This window comes from Mycobacterium pseudoshottsii JCM 15466 (genome assembly GCF_003584745.1).
Taxonomy (GTDB): Bacteria; Actinomycetota; Actinomycetes; order Mycobacteriales; family Mycobacteriaceae; genus Mycobacterium; species Mycobacterium marinum.
Genome location: NZ_AP018410.1, coordinates 1,102,346 through 1,126,726, shown reverse-complemented (window position 1 = coordinate 1,126,726; position 24,381 = coordinate 1,102,346). Strand labels below are relative to the sequence as shown.

Annotated in this window: 24 protein-coding genes and 1 pseudogene; 15 read left to right on the top strand and 10 right to left on the bottom strand. The window is 67.9% G+C overall.

Annotation, left to right across the window (positions count from 1 at the left end):
* Positions 1 to 7 precede the first annotated feature (7 nt).
* From MPSD_RS05130 to MPSD_RS05120, 3 genes are read right to left on the bottom strand one after another with little or no spacing between them, the layout of a single operon-like run.
* Positions 8 to 796 carry an alpha/beta fold hydrolase gene (locus MPSD_RS05130; RefSeq protein WP_012392824.1) on the bottom strand — a complete coding sequence of 263 codons (789 nt, stop codon included), beginning with the start codon at positions 794 to 796 and terminating at the stop codon, positions 8 to 10.
* Positions 789 to 1,709, bottom strand: coding sequence for an o-succinylbenzoate synthase (locus MPSD_RS05125; RefSeq protein WP_232022863.1), 921 nt, complete (start codon positions 1,707 to 1,709; stop codon positions 789 to 791). Before MPSD_RS05125 ends, MPSD_RS05130 begins: the two co-directional genes overlap by 8 nt.
* Positions 1,710 to 1,768: 59 nt before the next feature.
* Positions 1,769 to 3,373: an amidohydrolase gene (locus tag MPSD_RS05120; RefSeq protein WP_012392822.1), complete on the bottom strand. Its 1,605-nt coding sequence runs from the start codon at positions 3,371 to 3,373 to the stop codon at positions 1,769 to 1,771.
* A gap of 88 nt (positions 3,374 to 3,461) precedes the next feature.
* Here MPSD_RS05120 and fadD8 point away from each other — a divergent pair, with 88 nt between their 5' ends.
* The 11 genes from fadD8 (at position 3,462) to MPSD_RS05065 (ending at position 13,288) form a co-directional block, all read left to right on the top strand.
* On the top strand, positions 3,462 to 5,063 hold the full coding sequence (fadD8, locus tag MPSD_RS05115) for a fatty-acid--CoA ligase FadD8 (protein ID WP_015354515.1): 1,602 nt from the start codon (positions 3,462 to 3,464) through the stop codon (positions 5,061 to 5,063).
* Positions 5,064 to 5,172: 109 nt separating this feature from the next.
* Positions 5,173 to 5,859, top strand: a complete 687-nt coding sequence (locus MPSD_RS05110; RefSeq protein ID WP_020788665.1) for a hypothetical protein — start codon at positions 5,173 to 5,175, stop codon at positions 5,857 to 5,859.
* Entirely contained in the window at positions 5,856 to 6,758 is a 903-nt protein-coding gene (locus MPSD_RS05105; protein WP_086084899.1) for a 1,4-dihydroxy-2-naphthoyl-CoA synthase, read from the top strand. The genes MPSD_RS05110 and MPSD_RS05105 overlap by 4 nt, the downstream gene beginning before the upstream one ends.
* 43 nt (positions 6,759 to 6,801) lie before the next feature.
* Entirely contained in the window at positions 6,802 to 7,689 is an 888-nt protein-coding gene (locus tag MPSD_RS05100) for an SDR family oxidoreductase (RefSeq protein WP_020788666.1), read from the top strand.
* Positions 7,690 to 7,707: 18 nt separating this feature from the next.
* Entirely contained in the window at positions 7,708 to 8,127 is a 420-nt protein-coding gene (locus MPSD_RS05095; RefSeq protein ID WP_020788667.1) for a maleylpyruvate isomerase family mycothiol-dependent enzyme, read from the top strand.
* 223 nt (positions 8,128 to 8,350) lie between these two features.
* Complete coding sequence (locus MPSD_RS05090) at positions 8,351 to 8,758, top strand: VOC family protein (protein ID WP_015354511.1); 408 nt, start codon at positions 8,351 to 8,353, stop codon at positions 8,756 to 8,758.
* 97 nt (positions 8,759 to 8,855) lie between these two features.
* Positions 8,856 to 10,133, top strand: coding sequence for an inorganic phosphate transporter (locus MPSD_RS05085; protein ID WP_020788668.1), 1,278 nt, complete (start codon positions 8,856 to 8,858; stop codon positions 10,131 to 10,133).
* Positions 10,130 to 10,414: a hypothetical protein gene (locus tag MPSD_RS05080; RefSeq protein WP_011738933.1), complete on the top strand. Its 285-nt coding sequence runs from the start codon at positions 10,130 to 10,132 to the stop codon at positions 10,412 to 10,414. Before MPSD_RS05085 ends, MPSD_RS05080 begins: the two co-directional genes overlap by 4 nt.
* A 59-nt stretch (positions 10,415 to 10,473) precedes the next feature.
* Positions 10,474 to 10,770: a DUF3349 domain-containing protein gene (locus tag MPSD_RS05075; RefSeq protein ID WP_011738932.1), complete on the top strand. Its 297-nt coding sequence runs from the start codon at positions 10,474 to 10,476 to the stop codon at positions 10,768 to 10,770.
* A 68-nt stretch (positions 10,771 to 10,838) separates the two neighbouring features.
* Positions 10,839 to 11,924, top strand: a complete 1,086-nt coding sequence (gene menE / locus MPSD_RS05070; protein WP_231991533.1) for an o-succinylbenzoate--CoA ligase — start codon at positions 10,839 to 10,841, stop codon at positions 11,922 to 11,924.
* A gap of 11 nt (positions 11,925 to 11,935) precedes the next feature.
* Positions 11,936 to 13,288, top strand: coding sequence for a hypothetical protein (locus tag MPSD_RS05065; RefSeq protein ID WP_015354508.1), 1,353 nt, complete (start codon positions 11,936 to 11,938; stop codon positions 13,286 to 13,288).
* A gap of 31 nt (positions 13,289 to 13,319) precedes the next feature.
* Here MPSD_RS05065 and MPSD_RS05060 read toward each other — a convergent pair whose 3' ends face one another.
* From MPSD_RS05060 to MPSD_RS05050, 3 genes are read right to left on the bottom strand one after another with little or no spacing between them, the layout of a single operon-like run.
* Positions 13,320 to 13,982 (bottom strand): TIGR04282 family arsenosugar biosynthesis glycosyltransferase, encoded by a 663-nt coding sequence (locus MPSD_RS05060; protein WP_086084898.1) that lies wholly within the window; start codon positions 13,980 to 13,982, stop codon positions 13,320 to 13,322.
* Complete coding sequence (locus MPSD_RS05055; protein ID WP_036426924.1) at positions 13,979 to 14,635, bottom strand: glycosyltransferase family 2 protein; 657 nt, start codon at positions 14,633 to 14,635, stop codon at positions 13,979 to 13,981. The genes MPSD_RS05060 and MPSD_RS05055 overlap by 4 nt, the downstream gene beginning before the upstream one ends.
* Positions 14,636 to 14,664: 29 nt before the next feature.
* Complete coding sequence (locus MPSD_RS05050) at positions 14,665 to 16,638, bottom strand: DUF7159 family protein (protein ID WP_119571705.1); 1,974 nt, start codon at positions 16,636 to 16,638, stop codon at positions 14,665 to 14,667.
* Between the two features lie 311 nt (positions 16,639 to 16,949).
* On the opposite strand from MPSD_RS05050, the gene MPSD_RS05045 reads away from it, so the two are divergent.
* Entirely contained in the window at positions 16,950 to 18,617 is a 1,668-nt protein-coding gene (locus MPSD_RS05045; protein WP_015354505.1) for a DUF7937 domain-containing protein, read from the top strand.
* A gap of 7 nt (positions 18,618 to 18,624) precedes the next feature.
* Here the strand turns inward: MPSD_RS05045 and MPSD_RS05040 are convergent, their stop codons facing one another.
* Both MPSD_RS05040 and MPSD_RS05035 read right to left on the bottom strand, forming a co-directional pair.
* Complete coding sequence (locus tag MPSD_RS05040; RefSeq protein ID WP_086084897.1) at positions 18,625 to 19,665, bottom strand: NAD-dependent epimerase/dehydratase family protein; 1,041 nt, start codon at positions 19,663 to 19,665, stop codon at positions 18,625 to 18,627.
* Entirely contained in the window at positions 19,662 to 20,438 is a 777-nt protein-coding gene (locus tag MPSD_RS05035; protein WP_232022862.1) for an S-methyl-5'-thioadenosine phosphorylase, read from the bottom strand. Before MPSD_RS05035 ends, MPSD_RS05040 begins: the two co-directional genes overlap by 4 nt.
* 61 nt (positions 20,439 to 20,499) lie before the next feature.
* Between MPSD_RS05035 and MPSD_RS05030 the strand changes: the two genes are divergently transcribed.
* Together MPSD_RS05030 and MPSD_RS05025 are read left to right on the top strand one after the other, a co-directional pair.
* The gene (locus tag MPSD_RS05030; protein ID WP_020788675.1) at positions 20,500 to 21,372 is read left to right on the top strand and encodes a 1,4-dihydroxy-2-naphthoate polyprenyltransferase; all 873 of its coding nucleotides are present in this window, start codon (positions 20,500 to 20,502) and stop codon (positions 21,370 to 21,372) included.
* Positions 21,373 to 21,470: 98 nt separating this feature from the next.
* Positions 21,471 to 22,478 (top strand): beta-ketoacyl-ACP synthase III, encoded by a 1,008-nt coding sequence (locus MPSD_RS05025; RefSeq protein ID WP_012392807.1) that lies wholly within the window; start codon positions 21,471 to 21,473, stop codon positions 22,476 to 22,478.
* Between the two features lie 7 nt (positions 22,479 to 22,485).
* Here the strand turns inward: MPSD_RS05025 and MPSD_RS05020 are convergent, their stop codons facing one another.
* On the bottom strand, positions 22,486 to 22,854 hold the full coding sequence (locus MPSD_RS05020; RefSeq protein WP_020788678.1) for a DUF4229 domain-containing protein: 369 nt from the start codon (positions 22,852 to 22,854) through the stop codon (positions 22,486 to 22,488).
* A gap of 46 nt (positions 22,855 to 22,900) precedes the next feature.
* Between MPSD_RS05020 and MPSD_RS05015 the strand changes: the two genes are divergently transcribed.
* A complete protein-coding gene (locus MPSD_RS05015) occupies positions 22,901 to 23,053 on the top strand; it encodes a hypothetical protein (RefSeq protein WP_086084896.1) in 153 nt (50 codons plus the stop codon).
* A 5-nt stretch (positions 23,054 to 23,058) separates the two neighbouring features.
* On the opposite strand, the pseudogene MPSD_RS05010 reads toward MPSD_RS05015, so the two are convergent.
* Positions 23,059 to 24,376: pseudogene (locus tag MPSD_RS05010) on the bottom strand (MinD/ParA family ATP-binding protein).
* Between the last annotated feature and the right edge of the window lie 5 nt (positions 24,377 to 24,381).

The following is a 24,381-nucleotide window of genomic DNA, read 5'->3' as shown; positions in this document are numbered from 1 at the left end:
GCGGCGCTCAGCCCCTGGTGCCGGCAAAGAATTTCAGCGCGGCCGTGTTGACGGCTTCGGGGCGTTCGAAGAACCCGAGATGCCCGGCGTCGGGTATCTGCAGATAGCGACCGTTCGGCAGGCTGTCGGCGACCTCGCGCCCCAGGTACGGCGGGGTGACGATGTCGTCGGAAAAGCCGATTACCAGCACCGGCGCGGCGATGTTGCGGTAGGCGGGCAACCGGTTGGTCAGCGGCGCGGCGTCGAGTTGGCAGCGCAAGCCCGGGGTCTGCTTGATCGGCCACATGGAGAACATCGCGAGCCAGTCGCCAACGGCCGCATCGTCATTGAGCGTCTTGCGGGAAAAGTTCTCCAGCAGGCGATCTTTCACATCGTAGGTCGACGGCATCCTGGCGCCGGAGTCGTACAACTCCGCCTCGGCGTCGTGGAAGAACTTGCGGGCACGGTCCAGGCGGCCGCGGGTGGCCATCAATACGGCGGAGTTGACCAGCTCGGGACGCACCACCATCAGCTCCTGGGCGATGAATGAGCCCATCGACACCGCGACGATGCGCACCGGGCCGATGCCCAGGGATTCGATCAACGCTGCGGTGTCGTTGACCATCGTCTGCGTGGTAAAGCCCTCGGCGTTCTCGGTAGCACCGATGCCACGGTTGTCGAAGGTGATGCATCGGTATCCCGCCGCCAGGAACGCCGGAACTTGGTGGGGCTGCCAGGTGCGTCCGGCACCGCCGCGACCGGCGATAAAAAGGACCGGCTCACCGGTCCCTTTGTCGTCGTAAGCGAGGTTAATCACCCGATCGACGGTACAGCAGCGGGTAGCAGGCCTTGATCCGGTCGATCCACCACTGCCGCCGATCCGGCGCGGCGCCCAACGCCCGCAGCCGGGCCGGGTCCGGCGCCACCCGCTGCGGGGCCAGCGCGCCGTCGACCGGGATGGCGGGCTCGGCCACGTCCTCGACGAAAAGCCCGCCCGTGCCCAATCCGCAGGCGTGCTGCAGTTGCGGTAGGGCCGCGGCGGCGCTCAACCCGGCCGCTATTCCGACGGCCGAGTCCAGCGCGCTGGAGATCACCACCGGGATGCCGATTTGCGCGGCGATGTCCAGCAGCGCCCAGACCCCGCCCAGTGGGGCGACCTTGAGCACCGCGACATCAGCAGCCCCCGCGCGCACCACCGCCAGCGGGTCCTCGGCCTTGCGGATGGCCTCATCGGCGGCGATGGGCACTTCGATGCGCCGGCGCAGCTCGGCGAGTTCACCGACGGTGGCGCAGGGTTGTTCGAGGTACTCGAGCGGGCCGTCGGCCGTCAGGGCAACGGCGGCCTGCGCCGCTTGGTCGACGCTCCAGCCACCGTTGGCGTCCACCCGAACGGTCGGGACCAGAGCGCGCACGGCGTTGACCCGCTCGACATCGCTGGCGAGCGTCTGTCCGGGCTCGGCGACCTTCACCTTGGCGGTGCGGGCGCCGGGGAACCGGGCCAAAAGCTCGGGGACTTGGGCGGGGGGCACCGCCGGCACCGTCGCGTTGATGGGGATGCGCCCGCGTCGCACCGGTGGCGGCTGGCCGTAGGCGGCGTCGATGGCCGATGCCAGCCACGCGGCCGCTTCCGGGGGCTGGTATTCGAGGAACGCCCCGAATTCGCCCCACCCCGAGGGCCCCTCGATCAATGCCACTTCCCGGGTGGTGATGCCGCGAAAACGAACCCGCATCGGTAGGGCCACGACCTGCAGTCGGTCCAGTAGATCCGGCAGGGTGGCCGGCCCGGGTATCACTTCCGATAGACCTGGCGGCCCGCCAGGAAGGTGGCTCGCACCTCCAAGTCGGCGATCTCCTCCGGCGGCACCGTCCGCGGATCCGCCGAGAGCACCACCATGTCCGCGTACTTGCCGACTTCCAGCGAGCCGATGATGTCGTCGGCGAACATCTGCCAGGCGGCATCGATGGTCTGCGCCCGGATCGCCTGCTCCACCGTCAAACGCTCCTCGGGAGCCAGCACCCTGCCGCTGGGTGCGACCCGGGTGGCGGCCACGCTGATGTTGCGCAGCGGCTCCTCGGGTGTCACCGGCGGGTCGTTGTGCAAGGAGATGCGCATGCCGGTGGCCACCGCGGAACCCGCGGGCATCCACCGCGACCCCCGTTCGGGGCCGAACAGCCCATCGACGATGACGTCACCCCAGTAGTGGATCTGGTCGACGAAAATGCTGCAGGTGACGCCGAGGTCGGCGGCCCGGCGGAGTTGTTCGGGCCGGATGGCACCGACATGCTCTAGCCGCAATCGGTGGTCCGGACGCGGGTTGCTCCGCAGCGCCTCTTCATAGACATCCAGGATGGTGTCGACCCCGGCGTCGCCCTGCACGTGGCAGGCGATCGGCCAACCGAGGGGAAAGTAGGCACCCACGATTTCGGCCAGCTGTTCGCGGGTGTAGTTGGCGCATCCGCAGGAACCAGGTGTCACACCGATGGTGCGGGTGGCGGCGGTGTCCAGGTAGGGAAAGCTCAGATCGATGTTGCCGATCCAGGGCGAGCCATCCACCCAGATCTTGATACCCACCTGCCGGAGCATGTCGTCGCCGTCTCCCGGCGAGGCCTCGGTGGACAGCTGCGCGTTGGAAATCTCGTAAGTGCGCAGCCGGACCGTCAACTCATCGCGGAGCTGCTCGACCAGCGGCCGAAACCCTGGATCGAACGCCATCTCCGAACACGTGGTCAGCCCGGCCCGGTTGAGCCGGGCGCACTCGGCGCGCAGCATCGCCGGATAGTTGCTGGGATCGGTCACACCGGCCAGCAGCGGCAGCACCGCACCGGTTTCCTCGGCGGTGCCGTCGAGTTCGCCGTTGGCGTCGCGGCCGTATTTCGCTCCCTTGGGATCGGGGGTGTCGCGAGTCAGGCCGTTGAGCCAGGCAGCGTGCGTATTGAAGTAGGCCTTGTGACCCGAGTTGTGGATGATCACCAGCGGCCCGTTCGGCGCGATGTCGTCGAGCCAGGCCAGCGTCGGTTCCGGCAGCCCCGGCTGCAGCAACGGATCCCAGCCGATCAGGTAGGCACCGGCCGACCCGCGCTCACCGGCTTCGCGGCAGATCTCGGCCACCACGCGTTCGGAGTCGCGGACGGTGACCGGCCGGATATCGACGATCCGGCCCGAGAGCACAATCGCTTCCATCAGCGGATGGCCGTGTGCCTCGACGAACCCCGGCATGAGACAACCCGAACCCAAGTCGATGGTGCGGGTGCCCTCCCCGATCAGGCCCGCGACCTCGGATCGGTCCCCGACGGCGACGATCCTGCCGTCAGTGACGGCGATCGCCTCGGCGGTGGGCCTGGTGTCGTCGACGGTGAGCACGGTTCCGGTAATGACGACATCTGCATCGGCCATGAACAGCGATCCTAGTGATTCGGGCCCGGAAAAGGTCAGGCCCGAGGGCGCAGCTGAGCAGAATTGCAACACGTTCTAGTCTGGCCATATGAGTGACGATCTGTTGCGCAATCCAACTCACAACGGCCACCTGCTGGTGGGCGCGCTCAAGCGACACAAGAACCGGCCGGTGCTGTTCCTGGGCGACACCACGCTCACCGGTGGACAGCTGGCCGAGCGGATCAGCCAGTACATCCAGGCGTTCGAGGCACTGGGCGCCGGCACCGGGGTCACCGTCGGCCTGTTGTCACTCAACCGCCCCGAGGTGCTGATGATCCTCGGCGCCAGCCAGGCTCGCGGCTATCGCCGTACCGCGCTGCATCCGCTGGGTTCGCTCGACGATCACGCCTACGTGCTCTCCGACGCGGGGGCCAGCGCGCTGATCATCGACCCCAACCCGATGTTCGTCGAGCGGGCGCTGGGACTGCTGGAAAAGGTGGACTCGCTCGAGCAGGTCCTGACCATCGGACCGGTACCCGAAGCCCTCGAGGACCGAGCGGTCGACCTGTCCGCGGAAGCGGCCAAATACCAGCCGAAGCCGCTGGTCGTCGCCGACCTGCCGCCGAACCACATCGGCGGCCTGACCTACACCGGCGGCACCACCGGCAAGCCCAAGGGAGTGATTGGCACTGCCGGCAACATCACCGCCATGACCTCGATCCAGCTCGCCGAATGGGAATGGCCCGAGCACCCGTGGTTCCTGATGTGCACACCTCTGTCGCATGCCGGGGCCGCTTTTTTCACCCCCACCGTTGTCAAGGGCGGCGAGATGATCGTGCTGGCCAAGTTCGACCCGGGTGAAGTGTTGAGGGTCATCGAAGAACAGCGCATCACCGCAACCATGCTGGTGCCGTCGATGCTGTACGCGTTGATGGACCACCCGGATTCACACACCCGCGATCTGTCCTCGCTGGAGACCGTCTACTACGGCGCTTCGGCCATCAACCCGGTGCGGCTGGCCGAGGCGATCGACCGGTTCGGCCCCATCTTTGCGCAGTACTACGGGCAATCCGAGGCGCCAATGGTGATCACCTACCTGCCCAAGGCCGATCACGACGAGAAGCGGCTGACCTCCTGTGGACGCCCGACGCTGTTCGCCCGGGTGGCATTGCTGGGTGAGGACGGCAAGCCGGTACCGCAGGGTGAGCCGGGTGAGATCTGTGTCAGCGGGCCGCTACTGGCCGGCGGTTACTGGAACAAACCGGACGACACCGCGCAGACTTTCCGAGACGGCTGGCTGCACACCGGCGACATGGCCCGCGAAGACGAGGACGGCTTCTATTTCATCGTCGACCGGGTCAAGGACATGATCGTCACCGGCGGCTTCAATGTGTTTCCCCGTGAGGTCGAGGACGTCGTGGCCGAGCACTCGGCGGTCGCGCAGGTCTGCGTGGTCGGGGCACCGGATGAGAAGTGGGGCGAGGCCGTCACCGCGGTGGTGGTGTTGCGTGCCGACGCGGCCCGCGATGACGCCGCGATCGAGACCATGACCGCCGAGATCCAGGCCGCGGTCAAGCAGCGCAAGGGCTCGGTGCAATCGCCCAAGCAGGTGGTGGTCGTCGACTCGTTGCCATTGACCGGGCTGGGCAAGCCGGACAAGAAGGCCGTCCGGGCACGGTTCTGGGAGGGCGCCGGCCGCGCTGTGGGCTGAATGGCCGGCTCGGACCGATTCGGGCCTGGCTACTGTGGCTTGCATGAGAGAGCGAATCAAGCCGCCGTGGTGGTCGACGCCGTGGCACTGACGGTGCCGGTGTAGGCCGATGGGTCGCGCGTTACTGCTGGCGGCGATGCTGCTGGCGGCCAGCCCGATCGGGTTGTCCGCACCGCGGGCGGTGGCCGCACCGGGATGCCCGCCGGGCGGCACCCCCGCCCCGGCCGACGTGAACGAACGGCGGGTCGGTGACCTGGACGGCGACGGTCGGCCGGATACGTTGTGGGTCGGGGATTTTCAAAGCGGAACCGGAGACACCATCCGAATCGTTGGCATCACCACCGCCGGCGGTGCCAGCACCGATGTCCACATCGCCTCGGCCAGCCCGATCCCCCTGCGCGCGTTGGCCATCGATGCGCAGGAAAACGGCAGTCACCAGGTGATCGTCAGCGACGGCCGGGCCGCGCACCTGTATGTGTACGCCGCCTGCCGGCTACAAGCCGCCGTCGACAGCCGGGGCCACCCTTTCCTTTTCGATCTGCAGAATCTGCGCGGCCACGGCACCGGTGTCGGCTGCAGCAACATGGGCGACGGTCGCCGGCTGGTCGGACTGCAGGCACTGCCGGACCCGGACACGGTGCGGCGCACCGAGGTCGATCTGGACGGGACGCTGGCCACCATCGGACCCTCGGACACGCTGACGGCCGACTCCGCTAGAGACTCGATAGTCACATCGGCACAGACGATCAGCTGCGGCAACCTCACGATTGACCAGGATGGAGTGCAAGAGCCTTGAGCGACAACCCCTTTGATGCTGGCGTGTGGAGACTCGTCAACGGTTTCGACGAGCTGACCGACATCACCTATCACCGCTACGTCCAAGACGCCACCGTCCGGGTGGCGTTCAATCGTCCCGAAGTGCGCAACGCGTTCCGGCCGCACACCGTCGACGAGCTATATCGCGTGCTGGACCACGCGCGAATGTCTCCCGACGTCGGCGTGGTGCTGTTGACCGGCAACGGGCCGTCCCCCAAAGACGGTGGCTGGGCCTTCTGCTCCGGTGGGGACCAACGCATCCGGGAACGCAGTGGCTATCAGTACGCAAGCGGAGACACCGCAGACACCGTTGACATCGCGCGGGCGGGCCGGCTGCACATCCTCGAGGTGCAACGGCTGATCAGGTTCATGCCCAAGGTCGTTATCTGTCTGGTCAACGGCTGGGCGGCCGGCGGCGGGCACAGCCTGCACGTGGTCTGCGACCTCACCCTGGCCAGCCGCCAGCATGCCCGTTTCAAGCAGACCGACGCCGACGTGGGCAGCTTCGACGGCGGCTACGGCAGCGCGTATCTGGCCCGCCAGGTCGGCCAGAAATTCGCCCGGGAGATCTTCTTTCTGGGCCGGCCGTACACGGCGGAGCAGATGCATCACATGGGCGCGGTGAACGAGGTCGTCGACCATGCCGAGCTGGAGCGGGTGGGGCTGCAATGGGCGGCGGACATCAACGCGAAGTCGCCGCAGGCGCAACGAATGCTGAAGTACGCGTTCAACCTGCTCGATGACGGGCTGGTGGGTCAGCAGCTGTTCGCCGGGGAGGCCACCCGGCTGGCATACATGACCGACGAGGCCGTGGAGGGCCGCGACGCCTTCCTGGAAAAGCGCGCACCGGATTGGAGCGGCTTTCCACGGTATTTCTAGTGCCCGCCGCGGCGCATAGGTCTTCGTCCTAGACTCCCCACCCGTGAGCAAGAGCCCGTTGCGCCGGTTGACCGAGCAGATCACGCTGGCCGGCATGCGGCCGCCGATCGCACCACAACTGCTGGTCAACCGGCCACCGATCAAACCGGTTGCCCTCGACGGCAAGCGCGTCATGATCACCGGCGCCTCCTCGGGTATCGGCAAAGCCGCCGCCGAGCAGTTCGCCCGCCAGGGCGCCACCGTGATCGCCGTCGCCCGCCGCAAGGACTTGCTGGACGCGGTGGCCGACCGCATCACCACCTCGGGTGGGGTGGCGATGTCGGCGCCCTGCGACATCTCCGACCTCGACGCCGTCGACGCATTGGTCGCCGACGTCGAAAACCGTCTAGGCGGGGTCGACATCCTGATCAACAACGCCGGCCGCTCCATCCGCCGGCCGCTGGCCGAATCGCTGCAGCGCTGGCACGACGTGGAGCGGACCATGGTGCTCAACTATTACGGCCCGCTGCGGCTGATCCGCGGGCTGGCACCGGGGATGCTCGAACGCGGCGACGGGCACATCATCAACGTCACGACCTGGGGCGTGCTGTCGGAGGCCTCGCCGCTGTTCTCGGTATACAACGCGTCCAAGGCCGCACTGTCGGCGGTCAGCCGGACGATCGAAACGGAGTGGGGCCGCGGGGGCGTCCATTCCACCACGCTCTACTACCCGCTGGTGGCCACACCGATGATCGCGCCGACCAAGGCCTACTCCGGGATGCCCGCACTGACCCCACAGGAGGCCGCGGAGTGGATGATCACCGCCGCGCGCACCCGTCCGGTGCGGATCGCGCCCAGGATCGCCCTGATGGCCAAGGCGCTGAACACCCTGGGCCCCCGGTGGGTCAATACACTTATGCAACAGCGTGACGACCAGCTCAACGATCGCTGACTGACTCGGGAGTTCGCCATGGCTGACATCTGGACCACGATCGCGGCCGAGCGCGGCGCACTCGCCGACGACCTGGCCACGCTGCCGGCAGATCGATGGGAAACCCCGTCGCTGTGCGCCGGGTGGGGGGTGCGCGACGTGGTGGCGCACCTCTGCGCGACCGCATCGCTGAATCCGGCCCGGTTCTTTCTCGGGATGGCAGCCGCCGGATTCAGCTTCGACAGGTTCACCAACGGACAACTGGCCAAGCACCTCGGCCCCGATCCGGCCGCCACCCTCGACGAATTCCGCGGCCTGCAGCACGCGACGTCGGCGCCACCGGGCCCCAAGGTGTCGTGGCTGGGCGAGATCGTGTTGCATGGCGCCGACATCCGGCAGCCGCTGGGCATCCCGCATACCTACTCGCCGGGGGCGCTTCGCCAGACCATCGACTTCTAGCGGGGCTCCAACCTGCTCAGCGGCGCCAAGAAGCGAATTTCAGGACTCCAGCTATGCGCCACCGATGACGATTGGCGACACGGCCAGGGCGAGCGCGTCGAGGGACCACTGTTGTCGCTGCTGCTCGCCATGACCGGGCGGGCCGCGGGCTGCGTCGATCTCACCGGCCCGGGAGCCCAACTCCTGCGCAGCAGGTGCTCCGGAACGTGATAGACACGACAGCATGGAGATTCTGGCCAGCCGGATGCTGCTCCGGCCGGTGGATTATCAGGCCTCACTAACCTTCTACCGCGATCAGATCGGTCTGGCGATCGCACGCGAATACCCCTCCGGAACAGTCTTTTTCGCCGGGCAGTCGCTGCTCGAGCTGGCCGGGTACGGCGAGCCGGAGCACGGTCTGGGACCATTTCCCGGTGCGTTGTGGCTGCAGGTGCGTGACATCGCGGCAACCCAGGCCGAGTTGGAGAGCCGCCAGGTGCCGATCGCCCGTGAGGCGCGTCGCGAGCCATGGGGTCTGCGTGAGATGCACGTCACAGATCCGGATGGAATCACGCTGATTTTTGTGGAGATACCCGGCGACCACCCGTTGCGCAGGGACACCCGAAGTGAACGACAACGAACGCAAGGTTAACTGCTAGGTAACATCTGGCGACGAGTCGCAGCCCACCTGGGTTTCACACATTTCCCCGTTCGACAATGGATTACCCCGACCCGCAGAATCAGGCACTGTGAACATCGATTTGTTCCTCTTGATCATCGTCGTTATCACGGCGTTGGCATTCGACTTCACCAACGGCTTTCACGACACCGGCAACGCCATGGCGACCTCCATCGCCAGCGGCGCCCTGGCGCCCAGAACAGCCGTCATACTTTCGGCCGCGTTAAACCTGCTAGGCGCCTTTTTGTCCACCGCTGTCGCGGCGACCATCGCCAAAGGTCTGATCGATGCAAACCTGGTGACCTTGGAGTTGGTATTCGCCGGCCTGGTCGGTGGCATCGTGTGGAACCTGCTGACCTGGCTGCTGGGCATCCCCTCGAGCTCGTCGCACGCGTTGATCGGGGGCATCGTCGGAGCGACGATCGCCGCCGTCGGCGGCCGCGGCGTCATCTGGAGCGGGGTGGTGTCCAAGGTCATCGCGCCCGCGGTGGTGGCCGCGCTGCTGGCCACCCTGGTCGGGGCGATCGGCACCTGGCTGGTTTACCGGATCACCGCGACCGTCTCGGAGAAGGACACCGAGCGCGGGTTCCGTCGCGGTCAGATCGGCTCCGCGTCCCTGGTCTCCCTGGCGCACGGCACCAACGACGCGCAGAAGACGATGGGCGTGATTTTCCTGGCCCTGATATCCTACGGCGCGGTCAGCACCTCTGCCACCATGCCTCCGTTGTGGGTGATTGTGTCCTGCGCCTTGGCGATGGCGGGCGGCACCTACCTCGGTGGCTGGCGCATCATCCGGACGCTGGGCAAGGGCCTGGTCGAAATCAAGCCGCCCCAGGGCATGGCCGCCGAGGCGTCATCGGCGGCGGTCATCCTGTTGTCGGCGCACTTCGGCTACGCGCTGTCAACCACCCAGGTCGCCACCGGGTCGGTGCTGGGCAGTGGCGTCGGCAAGCCCGGCGCCGAGGTCCGCTGGGGCGTGGCCACCCGGATGGTGGCAGCGTGGGTGATCACGCTTCCGCTGGCCGGCCTGGTCGGAGCGATCACCTACTGGCTGGTCCACATGATCGGCGGGTACCCCGGCGCCATCATCGGTTTCGCCCTGCTGTGTCTGGTCGCCGCCACCATCTGGCTCCGCTCGCGCAAGGCGCGGGTCGACCACACCAACGTGAACGCGGAGTGGGAAGGCAGCCTCACTGCCGGGCTGGACGGGGCGCCGGGACCGACCGCGCCATCGCCGTCGGATCGGCAGCGACCGCCGCCGCCACCACCACCGCCGAGTCCTCACTCCAACGGTCACACGCCGAGATATGGCGGTGACGACGCGCTCACGGCTGGTAACCCCTCATGAATCACTGGTTCAACTACGAGGCCACCAGCAAGATCCTGATTTTCAGCGTGCTGGCCGGGGCCGGGCTACCCGCACTGTTTGCAGTCGGTGTACGGCTGCAGGCCGACAGCGGCCAGATCACCGGCACACATGCCCCGCTGCGGCGTACCGTGCTGACCGCTCTCGGTTGGATGATCTTTGCGATCATCCTGGCTGTGGTGGTCATCGGCGTGCTCTATATCGCCCGCGACTTCATTGCACATCACATCGGTTGGCACATCCTGGGGGCGAAAACCAAGTAACGTCAAGGGGGGCCTTGACACAGTGTTTGTCCACTGACTCAACGGGAAGTTCTGGCGGCGTGAATCGATTTCTTACCTCGATCGTGTCGTGGCTGCGTGCGGGCTATCCCGACGGAGTTCCACCGACCGACTCCTTTGCGTTACTTGCACTACTTTGCCGGCGGCTGTCCAACGAGGACGTCACAACCGTCGCCACCGAACTGATGCGACGCGGTGAGTTCGACCAGATCGACATCGGGGTGGCGATCACCCAGATCACCGACGATTTGCCGTCTCCGGAGGACATCGAGCGAGTCCGGGCCCGGCTGGCCGCCACGGGCTGGCCATTGGACGACGCCCGCGAGGACCGCGCATAACCGTCCTGCGGGCGCTGACCGTCCCCGACGGCAGCGCGGTCCCGGTGCTGTTGCCCGCCCTGGAGCGGATTCTTGCCGGCCGGGCTCCGGCAACGGTCGCGGTGGGGTCAAGACCTGACCCCACGGTGGTGAGCGCGTTGCGGGTCGGCGACCAGATCGATGACGATGTGGCGCTGGTCGTCACGACGTCGGGAACCACCGGGGCGCCCAAGGGGGCGCTCCTGACCGCGGCCGCGTTGATCGCCAGCGCGTCGGCGACCCATCACCGCCTCGGCGGAGCCGGCAACTGGCTACTGGCCGTGCCCGCGATTCACATCGCCGGCCTGCAGGTCCTGGTGCGCAGCGCGCTCGCCGGTACCGTCCCGGTCGAACTCGATGTGTCCGCCGGGTTCGACATCACCGAACTGCCCCGCGCTGTCGACAAGTTGGGTTCCGGCCGGCGATACACCTCGCTGGTCGCCGCTCAGCTGGCCAAGGTGCTGGGCGACCCCGCCGCCACCGCCGCCCTGGCCGAACTGGACGCGGTGCTGATCGGGGGTGGACCGGCTCCGCGTCCGGTGCTCGACGCCGCTGCCGCCGCCGGCATCCGGATCGTTCGCACCTACGGGATGAGCGAAACCTGCGGAGGCTGCGTGTACGACGGTGTTGCCCTCGACGGCGTGCAACTGCGCGTGGCCGCGGACGGCCGCATCATGATCGGCGGCGCAACGCTGGCCAAGGGGTACCGCAACCCGGTACAACCCGACCCGTTCGCCGAGCCCGGCTGGTTTCGTACCGACGACCTCGGGGCGCTCGATGATTCGGGCGTGCTCAGCGTGCTGGGCCGCGCCGACGACGCGATCAGCACGGGCGGGCTCACCGTGCTGCCGCAGCTGGTGGAATCCGCGCTGGCCACCCACGCCGCTGTGAGCGACTGCGCGGTGTTCGGACTCGACGATGACCGGCTGGGTCAGCGGGTCGCCGCGGCGATCGTGGTCCGCGCCCACTGCCCCACCCCAACGCTGGATCAACTTCGGGCACACGTCGCCGGCACGCTGGCCATCACCGCCGCACCCCGAGAACTGCACGTCGTCGACGAGCTGCCGCGGCGCGGCATCGGCAAGATCGATCGGCGGGCGTTGGTGCGTCGATTCGCCGCCGCAACCGACCAATAGGCTGAGCGATCGTGAGGATCGCCCGCCGGGAAACAGCAGCCGTCACCGTGGGTGTCGTCCTGGTTGCCGCCGCGTTCGTGCTGCCGCGGTTGGACTTGGGCGTCAAACCACGCCGTGACATCGGCCTGGAGCGCTTCGCGTCGCGAGCCGGCGCGGCACCGATCTTCGGTTACTGGGACATCCACGCCAGTTGGGGCACCATTGCCGCGATCCTGCTGGCGCTGGCCGTCCTGGTTTGGGGTCCGCGGGTGGCACGAAAGCTCTCCTGGCGGGTGCTACCGCTGGCCACCTGGGCGACCGCGTGCGGATGGGCTTTTTCGCTGGCCATGATCGACGGGTTTGAGCGCGGTTTCGCCGGCCGGCTGACCACCAAGGACGAGTACCTCTCGGAGGTCGGCGGCGTCACCGACATCCCCGTCATGCTGCGCACGTTCGCCAGCCGGATTGTTGACTACCAGCCGAACTCCTGGACCACCCATGTTTCCGGACATCCGCCGGGCGCGCTATTGACGTTCGTCTGGCTGGATCGGATCGGTCTGGGCGGCGGCGCCTGGGCCGGATTTCTGTGCCTGCTGGTCGGCTCCAGCGCGGCGGCGGCGATGGTGATCGCCGTGGGCGCATTGGCCGGCAAGCACGTCGCGCGCCGGGCCGCACCGTTTGTGGCGATCGCGCCGACGGCGATCTGGATCGCGGTCTCGGCCGACGGATACTTCGCCGGGGTCACGGCGTGGGGTATCACGCTGCTGGCCATTGCGGTGCACGGCGGATCCCGGTTCAGGGCGCTGTGGGCCGCCGGAGCGGGTCTGGTGCTGGGCTGGGCCATCTTCCTCAGCTATGGCCTGGCGCTGATGGGACTGCCCGCCTTGGCGGTGCTGGCGTCCGCGAACCACTGGCGCACCGCCCTGAAGGCGTTGTGGCCGGCCGTGTTGGCGGCGTTGGGGGTGGCGCTGGCCTTCGCCGTCGCGGGGTTCTGGTGGTTCGACGGGTACACGCTGGTGCAGCAGCGCTACTGGCAGGGCATCGCCCATGACCGGCCGTTTCAGTATTGGTCCTGGGCCAATCTCGCGTGCGTGGTCTGCGCCATCGGATTGGGCAGCGTCGCCGGGATCAGCCGGGTGGTCGATGCCGCCGCGATCCGCCGCCGCTCCGGTTTGCACCTGCTGCTGCTGGGCATGGTGGCCGCCATCCTCGTTGCCGATTTGAGCATGCTCAGCAAGGCCGAGACCGAGCGAATCTGGCTGCCGTTCACCGTTTGGCTGACCACCGCCCCGGCGTTGCTCAGGCCCCGGTCCGATCGGCTGTGGCTGGCGGTCAACGCGGCCGGGGCGTTGGCGGTGAACAGCATCATCTTCACCAACTGGTAGGGGTCGCTCGCCGATCGATTCGTGGGCGAGCTCAGATTCCGGCTAGGCGGGTGACGCGTGCGAAACGGCTGTCCGGACCGCAGGCGCCACGCACCACCGCGACGTCGGCAACGACGTCGACGTCAGCCAGTGGCTGCACGGTAGCCACGTCAATGCCGCCCTCACGCAGGGCCTTCAACGCGAGCTCACCGGTGTTGGGCTGGGACATGGGCACACCGCGCAAGCATTCGGCCGCGGCCGGGGTGTGCACCCCCAGCACCCACCAACCACCGTCGACGGCAAACCCGAGGACCGCCGAAGTCTCGAGCAGCCGGCGCGCGCACTCGGCGAGCAGGGCGGCGCTGATCTGTGGGGTGTCCATGCCTACCTGCAGCACCGGGTATCCGTCGGCCGCATCGGCGTGCGCATTGGCGAGGCGGTCGGCGAAGTCGTCACCGCGCTGGCCGATCACGGTGAACGATTCGAGCCGTCGGCGAATCTCGGCGCCGCGGGCCGCATTCGCCAAATCGCCGGTGAGCGCCACCACGCGGCTGGCCGCTGGCGTGGCGGCCACCGCATCCAGCGTGTCCAGCAGCGCGGCCGCGGCGATGTCGGCGGCGGTCTGATCACCGACAGTCGCGGCGAGGCGGGTCTTTGCGAGGCCGGGCTCCGGAGCCTTGGCGACCACCAGCAGGGTCACCGGTACGTGGCTCACGAGATGACCTTCCAGAAGTCCAGGATCGCGATCATGCTGCCCCGCAACGAACCGCTGACCTTGGACTTCCCGCCGGTACGGGGACCGTAGGAGACGTCGAACTCCGCCACGCGCCAGCCCGCCGCCGCGGCGCGCACCAGCAGTTCCAACGGATAGCCGGACCGCCGGTCGACCACCCCCAGGGCGAGCAGGGCATCCCGGCGCGCCACCCGCATCGGCGCGATGTCATGCACCGGCAGCCCGTGGCGGGTACGCAGCCGCCAGCTCATCACCACCGTGCCGATGCGGGCGACCCACGGCCAGTGCAGGCCGGGTATCGGACACCGGCGACCGGTCACCAGGTCCGCGCCCCGGTCGAGTTCGGCGACCAACCGGGGAAGGTCGGCGGGATCCATCGAGCCGTCCGCGTCGATCACCGCCACAATCGGGGTCTTCGCCGCCACCACGCCCGCGTGCACCGCCGCGCCGTAGCCCGGCTGCGACTCGGCGACCACCTCCGCGCCATGCCGGGCAGCCACCGCGGCGGTGTCGTCGGTGCTGTTGTTGTCGACCACCAACGCTCGGTAGGAACCCGGGATGGCGGCCAGCACCCCGGGTAGCGACTCTGCCTCGTTGAGGCAGGGCAAGACCACTGTCACCGTTTCGCCTGGCATGCCCCGACCTTAGGGGTTGATCAGCGCCGCTAGGAGCCCCCACCTGAGGAGTGCCCGCCCGAGGAACTACCACCGGAGGACGAGCCCCTACCGGAGGACGAGCCACCACCAGAAGACGAACCCCCACCAGACGACGAACCCCCACCAGAGGACGAGCCACCACCAGAGGACGAGCCACCACCAGAAGACGAACCCCCACCAGACGACGAACCCCCACCAGAAGACGAGCCACCACCAGAGGACGAGCCACCACCAGAAGACGAACCCCCACCAGAGGACGAGCCACCACCAGAAGACGAACCCCCACCAGAGGACGAGCCCCCACCGGAGGAGCCACCACTGCTGCCCCCGGACGGCGGCTCGGGAGCCTGCTGCGTGGGCTGCGGCGCGATGGTCGGCTGCGGGGCGACGGTCTGCTGCGTCGGCAGCGGGGCGACCGTCTCCTGGGTCGGCTGCGGGACCACGGTCTGCTGCGTCGTCGGCGCGACGGTCGTCGGGGCGACGGTCGTCGGGTTAACCGTCGTCGGGGCGACCGTTGTCGGCGTGATCGGCGCGGTCGTCGTCGGGGTGATCACCGTCGACGGCACCGCGGTGGTCGGCGTGGTCGGGGTCACCGTCGACGGCGCGGTGGTGGTCGGGGTGGTCGGGGTCAGAGTCGACGGCGCGGTAGTAGTCGGAGTGGTCGGGGTCACCGTCGACGGCGCGGTGGTAGTCGGCGTGGTCGGAGTCACCGTCACGGTCGACGGGGTAGGCATCCCCGGCGACCAATTCGGCCAGGGCGGAATGATGATCGGGATCGGCAGCGGGATCGGAGCGGGCACCACACCCGGGGCCGGCGCAACCGGCCTCGGCACCGTCGGTGTCGCCTGCCTGGGAACTACGCCCTGCACGGTCGGAATCGTGCCGCCCTGGAACCCGGCGGTGGGCGCGTCTGGCGGTGGCGGCGGGACCGGCGCCTGCTGTTGAGTCGGCAACAGCGGCATGAACTTGCCCGGCTGCGCGTTTTGATGCCCCTCGACCGGCTCTGACGCCGCGGTCGGCCGAATCGCGACCGCCACCGCAACCGCCAGCGACGCGAACCCGATCACAGCGAACGCCACCACAGCGTTGCTGATCAGCAAAGACCGTGAACTGAGCCGCGTACCCGCCGGCGCTTCGTCTTCGTAGTCATCGGCAAATTCGTCATCGTCGGGGCCATAGTCGCCGTACTCATCCGCGCCCGTGACCGGCAGCAACTCGTTCTCGCCGGCTTGCGAATAGGCCAGCTGTTCGTCCTCGTCCTGGCCCGACGCCGTCGCGGCCAGCTCCGGGGGCAGATAGGTGGTTGCTTCGCCGGCATCGCCGCCCAAGACCTGCTGAGCCATCGTCGAACCTGCCCCGGCGGCAGCCATCGCCGCGCCGCGGGCTAGCGCGAACGTCGGGTCCTCGGGAACCTCCACACGCATGGTCGAGGCGTCACGAAACTGGTCGGCAATCACCGTGGTGTGCTCCGAAGAGCCCACCAGCAGCACCTCACCGGGCGCACCGCCCTGGTCATCGAGGTGGGTCATCAGCGTGTCGAAAGTGGACGTCGCGTCGCCTTCAACCGGCGCGGCGGCCAGCATCGTCGGCGGCGCGTCCCCTCCCCCCAGCACCGACAGGCTGGCGGTCTCCTCGCCGACCAGCAACACGGCGGAGCCGGCGTGCGCCGGGCCGAGCAGCGCGGTGACGGCCTCGGACTCCGACAGCACGGCGACATCGAGGACGCCGGAATCGTCGAGCGCCCGGCGCAGGTCCTCAGCCCTGTCCTGATCCGACCAGCACAACCGAGTGGCGACCAGGTGGTGTCCCTCGTCGGCCAGCAACTGGTTCGTGCCGACTATGGTTTCGGTCAGCACCGCGACAGGGCCTTCGGCCAGATCTACCGAGGATTGGTCGATCACGGCACTGCCTTCGGCGGCCGCCCCGACGAGCGCCAAGCGTGCGATCGGACCTGCGATCGCAACCCCCAACACGACGTCCATTTGCGGTTCTCCTTCGGCTGGCCACCCCGCAACCAGCAATGTCCGGCATCATTACACTGCGATACCGTCGGCTGTATTCGTCATTCGAGCGACAAGGTTGCCCCTGAGCGCAGGGTAACCGGATTCCCGAACGGTTAGGGAACGCTCACCACGGAACCCGTCCGCGGATCACTCGATCTCAGCCACTGCCGCGTCGTCCGAATGGAGAATATGTTCGCAATCGAACAACGCAGCGGGTCCGTCAGGGGGTTCCCCCACCGCCGGACCAAGCCGGAGCAATACGTAACCTACCTCGATCCCTGGGGGACACCGTGAGTCTGGGCAGCGACGACACCCCTACCGGCCCCATTGCGGGTGCGCAACCGCAACAAGGGCAGTCCGGACAGTTGACACTCGACCTGGCACACCGGCGAAACATGGTCCGGGACCTGACCGGCGGAGCACTGCTGGTACTGGCGGTGTTCTTCCCGTGGAACCTCTACTTCGGCTTTCGCATCCCGGGCAGCAGCAACTACGTGCTGGCGGTGCTGCTGGCGGTGACGCTGCTGTCCCTGATCGCTATCGCGGTGCCCTATGTGGGGCCCTGGCGGCTGTCTGGCACCCGATTTGCTCCCACCGCGACCAACCGGCTGCGTCTCGGGCTCAACATCCCCTATCTGCTGCTGCTGTTGGCGTTCGTCGTCTACGACATCTTCCAGACGATCCGATCCGGTGGCACCGTCAACGTGCCCGGCGGTGTCGGGCCGGGCGGCTGGCTGGGAATCGCCGGCGCGATGCTGTGCGCACAGCCGGTGAGCACCGGGCAGCCCGGCGACAACGAGAACTACGACAACTGGCTGTTCACCGCCCGAATTCTGGGCTACGCATCGATGTTCGGTGCGGCGCTCAGCTCCGGCTTCAACCTGGCCTGGCGGGTGCGGTACGCGCTGCAACCGACGAACTCGGCATCGGGCTTCGGCAGGCAGAACATCGCGGTGATCGACACGGCGCTGGTCTACGGAGTGGTCGCGCTCGTCGCGGTCCTCGTCGCATCCCGGTGGCTGCTCAAGGGCACCAGGGAATACCAGCTGCCCACCATCGCGCTCGGCGCTTCGGCCATGGTCGCGGGAATCATCGTGTGGGTCCTTCCCGTCGGCCGCGAGATCGACGCATTTCACGGCATCGCGCAGAACACGTCGACGGCCGGGGTCGGATACGAGGGCTACCTGGTCTGGGCGGCGGGCGCAGCGATCTTTGCGCCAATGGCGCTGGTGCGCTCCCACACTCATCCGATCGGTAGGGACATTTGGCGGGCAGCGGCCCGAAACGGGCTGCTGCTCATCGCCGTATGGTGCCTGGGGTCGGTGGTGATGAGGCTCACCGATCTGAGCACCGCGGTGATGTTGAACTTCCCCTACTCGCGATACGACACCATGACTTTGGCCGCGTTCGATCTGGTTACCGCGGCGCTGGCGTTCTGGCTTCGGATCAACCTGGTCAATCAGGCACTACCGGCCCGACTGATCTCGTCGCTATGCGGATTTCTGCTCACCCTGACCGTTTCTCGCGTCATCGTGGGCGTAGTGCTCGCCCCCCGGTTCGCGGCGTCACCGGACGCGCGACCCAACCCGGTCTACGGAAACAATCTCGCCCAGCAGATCACCAGCACCTTCGACGTGACCCTGTGCGGCCTGGCGCTGGGCATCGTCGTTGCGGTCATCATCAGCGGGCGACGCTCAGCAACGCAGACCAAACAACCGGGGCGCCCGCGGCGGCGCCAGCGCCGTACCGGCCAACCCGGGCCGGCCCGCGGCGGGGCCGCCGTCCCATCGGAGGCCGAGACAACCCAATTTCGCAGCCCGGCCGCGCTCGATGCCCACGACGACGCGCCCACCACCGTTTTGTCCGGGCCGGGTCGGGCGCCGCGGATCTTCCGCTCCGGGGAATCCACCGGACCCCTGCCGCCAAAGATCTACCGGCGACCCGACGACCCGTCCTAAACGGCCGCTAACGAAGCGGCGCGAACGCGAAGCCGCGCAAACCCTCGAGTGGCTCCACGGCGGCACGGAAACCCAGCACCTCGGCGGCTCGCGACGGATCGGCCACGATGTGTCGCACGTCGCCGCTGCGGTACTGCCCGGTGATGACCGGCGACAGTGCGTCGCCGCGCGCCTGGCACAGCGCGCTGGCCACCTGCAGGATCGAGATGGGGCGCCCGGAACAGACGTTCGCCGCCACAAAGCCGTGTCGATCCACCTCACCCAGCTGCGCCGCGGCCAGGTTCGCGGCGGCGATATCGTCGACGTGCACGAAGTCACGCATCTGACCGCCGTCCTCGAAGACCTTCGGTGGTTCGCCCTTTTCCAGCGACGAACGAAATATCGCCGCCACCCCCGAATAGGGGGTGTCGCGCGGCATCCCGGGGCCGTAGACGTTGTGATAGCGCAGCGCCACCACCGAACCCCCGGTCGACTCCGACCACGCCAGCGCGTAGTGCTCTTGTGCCGTCTTGCTGGCCGCATAGAGGCTGCGCGGCCGCAGCTCGGCCTCCTCACCCACCAGCCGCCACCTGACCGGCTCCGCACACAGTGGGCAGCGGTGCTCAAACACGCCGGCATCAAGATCGCTGTGCCGCCGTGGCAACGGGTCGATCCGGCCGTGCTCGGGACAGTCGTAACGTCCCTGTCCGTACACCACCATCGAGGATGCGAGGACCAGACGACGTACGCCGGCGGCGAACATCTGTGCCAGCAATACCGTGGTGGCCAGGTCGTTGTGGCCACCGTATGCGGGCGCGTCGGCCGCATCGACCCCCGCGCCCACCGTCGCCGCCTGATGACACACCAGGTCCACACCGGCCAGCAAGGGTGCCATCGCATCGGCATCCCGGACATCGACCCGATGACACCCGGGCGGTAACACCGGATTCGGTCCGTGGGCGGCGGGCAACAATACGTCGACGCCGACAACCTCGTGGCCCGCGGCGCTGAGTGCGGCGCCGACCCGGGATCCGATGAAACCGGCCGCGCCGGTCAGCAGCACCTTCATGGCAACTCGAACGGCAGCGTGACACCGGCGTGCATCAGACAGTGCGTGCACGCGCGTTCGGCGGCCACCCGCCCGATCCCGGCACGGACCAGCTTTTTGAGCATCTCGATGTTCTCCCCGAATTCGGCGAAGACGTCGGCGGCCTTGACACCCTCACCGACCGCAACGCCGGCATCCACGTCAGTCACCAAAGCGACTGCCGCGTAGCACAGTTCAAGTTCACGGGCGAGCATCGCCTCCGGGTAGCCGGTCATATTGACCAGGCTGAACCCGGCCCCGGCAAACCATCGGCTTTCCGCGCGGGTGGAAAACCGGGGGCCCTGGATCACCACCATGGTGGCGCCGTCGACCACGTCGGGCAGGTCGGTGACCGCGCTGCGCAGCGTCGGGCAGTAGGGATCGGCGAAGGCGGCATGCACACCGCCGGAGTCGAAGTACGTGTCGGCCCGCCCGCGGGTTCGATCGACCAGCTGGTCAGGCACGACGACCGTGCCCGGCCCGAGCCGAGGGTTCAGGCTGCCGACGGCGCATGGGGCGAACACTCGCCGCGCACCGAGCGCTCGCAGCGCCCACATGTTGGCCCGGTACGGCACGGTGTGCGCCGAGTACTGGTGGCTTGCTCCGTGGCGGGGCAGAAACGCGACTTCGTGCTCCCCCACCGCGCCGATCGTGATCGGGGCGCTGGGCCGGCCGTACGGGGTGTCTGGATTGACGGTTCGTACATCGGACTCAAAGAAGCTATAGAAGCCGCTACCGCCGATCACTGCGAGCATCGGCTCATTGTTGTGCATGCCCCCATGCGATCGTCAGCGCGGGCCGCGGCAGGATGCCATGGTGGCCAATATTGCGCAGTGGATCTCCGGTGCGCGTCCCCGTACCCTGCCCAACGCCGTGGCCCCGGTGGTCGCCGGCACCGGCGCCGCAGCCTGGCTGCACGCCGCCGTGTGGTGGAAAGCCCTGTTGGCACTGGTTGTCGCGGTCGCATTGACCGTTGGCGTCAACTACGCCAACGACTACTCCGACGGCATTCGCGGCACCGACGACGACCGGACCGGGCCGATGCGGTTGGTCGGCTCGCGACTGGCGACCCCGCGGTCGGTGCTGATCGCGGCCATTGTGAGCCTGATGATCGGCGCGGCCGCCGGTCTGGCCCTGGCGTTGGCCAGCGCACCGTGGCTGATTGCGGTCGGCGCCGGCTGTATCGCCGGAGCCTGGCTCTACACCGGCGGTTCCAGGCCCTACGGATATTCGGGCCTCGGCGAGGTCGCGGTGTTCGTGTTTTTCGGCCTGGTAGCCGTGCTGGGCACCCAATACACGCAAGCGCTGCGGGTTGATTGGGTGGGGCTGGCGCTGGCGGTGGCCACGGGCGCGCTGTCGTCAGCGGTACTGGTCGCCAACAACCTGCGCGACATTCCCACCGATGCGCAGTCACACAAGATCACCCTGGCTATGCGGCTGGGCGACGCGCGTACCCGCGTGCTGTACCAGGCGCTGCTGGTCACCGCCGCGGTGCTGACCCTGGCGCTGACGTTGGCGACGCCGTGGTGCGCCGTGGGCCTGCTGGCGACACCGGTGGCCCTGCGTGCCGCGGCCCCGGTGCGAGCGGGCCGCGGCGGTGCCGCGCTGATCCCGGTGCTTCGCGATACCGGGCTGGCGATGATGGTGTGGGCGATCGCAATGTCGGCGGCGCTAGCGTTGGCCGCGTGACCGTGCTGCAGCGGCTTCGACTGCGCGCCGACGGCGGGTGTTTTGGGCGAGTCGCCGCCATGGGAGCACACTGTGCATAACACCAACCGAGGACGGGTATGACGGAGATCGCCACCACCAGTGGGATTAGCAGCGTCGGATTGCTCAGTGTGGGGGCCTACCGGCCCACGCGTGTGGTCACCAACGACGAAATTTGCGAGAACATCGACTCTTCCGATGAATGGATCTACTCCCGTACCGGAATCAAAACGCGCCGGTTCGCCGCTCCCGAGGAGTCGGCGGCTTCGATGGCCATTGAGGCGAGCCGGGAGGCGATTGCCAAAGCCGCGCTCACCGGGTCTGACATCGACGGTGTGATCGTCGCTACCAGCACGCACTTTCTGCAGACACCCGCCTGCGCCCCGATCGTCGCGGCAGCGTTGGGCTGCCAGAACGTTCCCGCATTCGACATCTCGGCGGGCTGTTCGGGCTTCGGGCATGCGCTCGGCATTGCGGCCGACATGATCCGGGGCGGCAGCGCCGCCACGATACTGGTGATCGGCACCGAGAAACTGTCCCCCACGGTGGACATGACCGACCGGAGCAACTGCTTCATCTTCGCCGACGGCGCCGCCTCGGTGCTGGTGGGTCACAGCCCGATTCAAGGGATTGGCCCCACGGTGTGGGGTAGTGACGGCGAACAGGCCGCCGCCATCCGGCAGGACATCGACTGGATCAGCCACGCCGAGAACCCGGCCGGTCCGCGCCCGTTCCTGCGCATGGAGGGCACCGCGGTTTTTCGCTGGGCAGCGTTCGAGATGGGCAAGGTCGGACAACAGGCGATGGACGCGGCCGGGGTCAAACCCGACGAGATCGACGTGTTCATCCCGCACCAGGCCAACAGCCGCATCAACGAGCTGCTGACCAAGAACCTGCAGCTGCGCCCGGATGCGGTTATCGCCAATGACATCGAGCACACCGGAAATACCTCGGCGGCTTCCATACCGTTGGCAATGGCCGAGCTACTGGCCACCGGTGCGGCCAAGCCGGGCGATCTGGCGCTGCTGATCGGCTACGGCGCCGGGTTGAGCTATGCGGCGCAAGTGGTGCGCATGCCCAACAGCTAGGGGCGAATTAGCCTGCGCCGGTTTCGGAGCCCGCGCCCTCGTCCGGCGCCGCCTCACCACGCAGTCGGGCGCGTAACTTCTCTCGCTCGGCGCGCCGGCGGGCACCGGCCGTCGCGAGCGCGGCGGTGGCGCGCCGGCGCAGCGGAGCGAACACCCAGATGCCCAACGGCATCGCGATGATCAGACCGAATAATGCCGCCACCACGAGCGGAAATTGGGCCAACCCGGCCAGTCGAGCCACCCCATAGATGGCCGCGCTGACCACCACCGCCAGCAGCAACCGCGCGACGGCGTAGACGGCTACGTCGACGACACCGCGGGTGGTCAAGATCTGCGGACGGCCAGTGCTATTGCCGCCATCGGGTGCTTCTGACACAGCCCGAGCCTACGGCGCGGGTATATTCGCTCAAAGGAGGTGTCGAGTGCTTTACCTGTTCGTCGTCCTGGTATTGGGGACGTTGATCTACATCGGCTGGCGTGCGGCACGGTCGCAGGCGAGCCGACCGAAGACGCACGTCATCGGGCCCGACGACGATCCGGAGTTCCTGCGAAAGTTGGGGCAAGGGGGGCAGTAGCCTGGTCAGCCGAAGCTCGGGCTGGATCGTCGCTGGTCCGGACCGAATCCCTCGGCAACCACCGCCGCCAGTTCGGCGAGGGCCTCACGGGTCTCCCGCTTCATCCGGTCCAGGACGATTTCGGCGCCCTCCTCGAGATGTGGGTCGAACGGCACCAGCCGCACGGCACGGCAACGCCGCGCGAAATGATCGATCACCTTTTGCATGTCGACCTTGCTCGAGCGGGGCCGAACGGCGTTGATCACCGCGATCGAGTTGCGCACCAACTCCTCGTAGCCGTGCGCCTCGAGCCAGTCCAACGTCGCCGAGGCGCTCCGGGCCCCATCGATGGAACCCGAGCTCACCACGATCAAGATGTCGGACTTGGCCAATATCGCCGACATCGCCGAGTGCAGCAGTCCCGTGCCGCAGTCGGTGAGCACCAAGCCGTAGAACCGTTCCAAAATGTCCAGGGTGCGGGTGTAGTCGTCGGCGCTGAACGCTTCGGATGCGGCCGGATCGGTGTCCGACGCGAGGACCTCGAACCCGTTCTTGGCCTGCGATGTGTAGCAACGCACGTCGCTATAGCGCTCGATGCCTTCGGCGTCCCGGATCAGATGGCGCACCGTGGCCGGGGTCTCCAGCGGTACCTTCTGACTCAACGTGCCGCGGTCGGGGTTGGCGTCCACCGCCACCACACGGTCACCGCGAACCGAGGCGAAGGTGGAACCCAACGTCGCGGTGATGGTGGTCTTGCCGACACCACCCTTGAGCGAAACCAGCGCAATTCGGTAGCAGCCGCGCATGGGCCGGTTGATCTGGGCAACCAGGTTGTTGTAGCGGGTGGCCCGCGGGCTCTCCCCCAGGTTGACCAACTGACCAGAGAGCACATAGACCAGCCGGCGCCAGCCTTCGGTCGGCGGAGACTTGACCGGCCGCAGCAGCATGCTGGTGGACAACTCCGGATACGGGGTTTGCGGCACCGATTCGGGACGGTATTGGGGCTCGGCGGGGGGGCTCGGGCGGACCGTTGTAGTAGGCGCCGTACGCGGTCGGGTCCACCCGCGGGAGACCGGCGACCGGTCCGGTATCCGGTCCGGATTCCCACTGCGCGACGTCGGGGGCCTCTGCGCCCTCCGCGCGTGCGGCCGACCGGCGCTCGGTGCGAAATCCGGCGAAGGCCCGGGTCGGGGCGTCGCTGCCGCCCGCTACCGGCGGTTCACCCAGCTGAGGCGGCTGGTGTGGCACCGGCGGCAGCTGAATGGTCGGATGATCCTTGCCGCCTTCGCCCTGGTAGGCATTGGACGCCCCCACGCCCGCGCTCGGATGGTCTGACACGTCCACTCCCC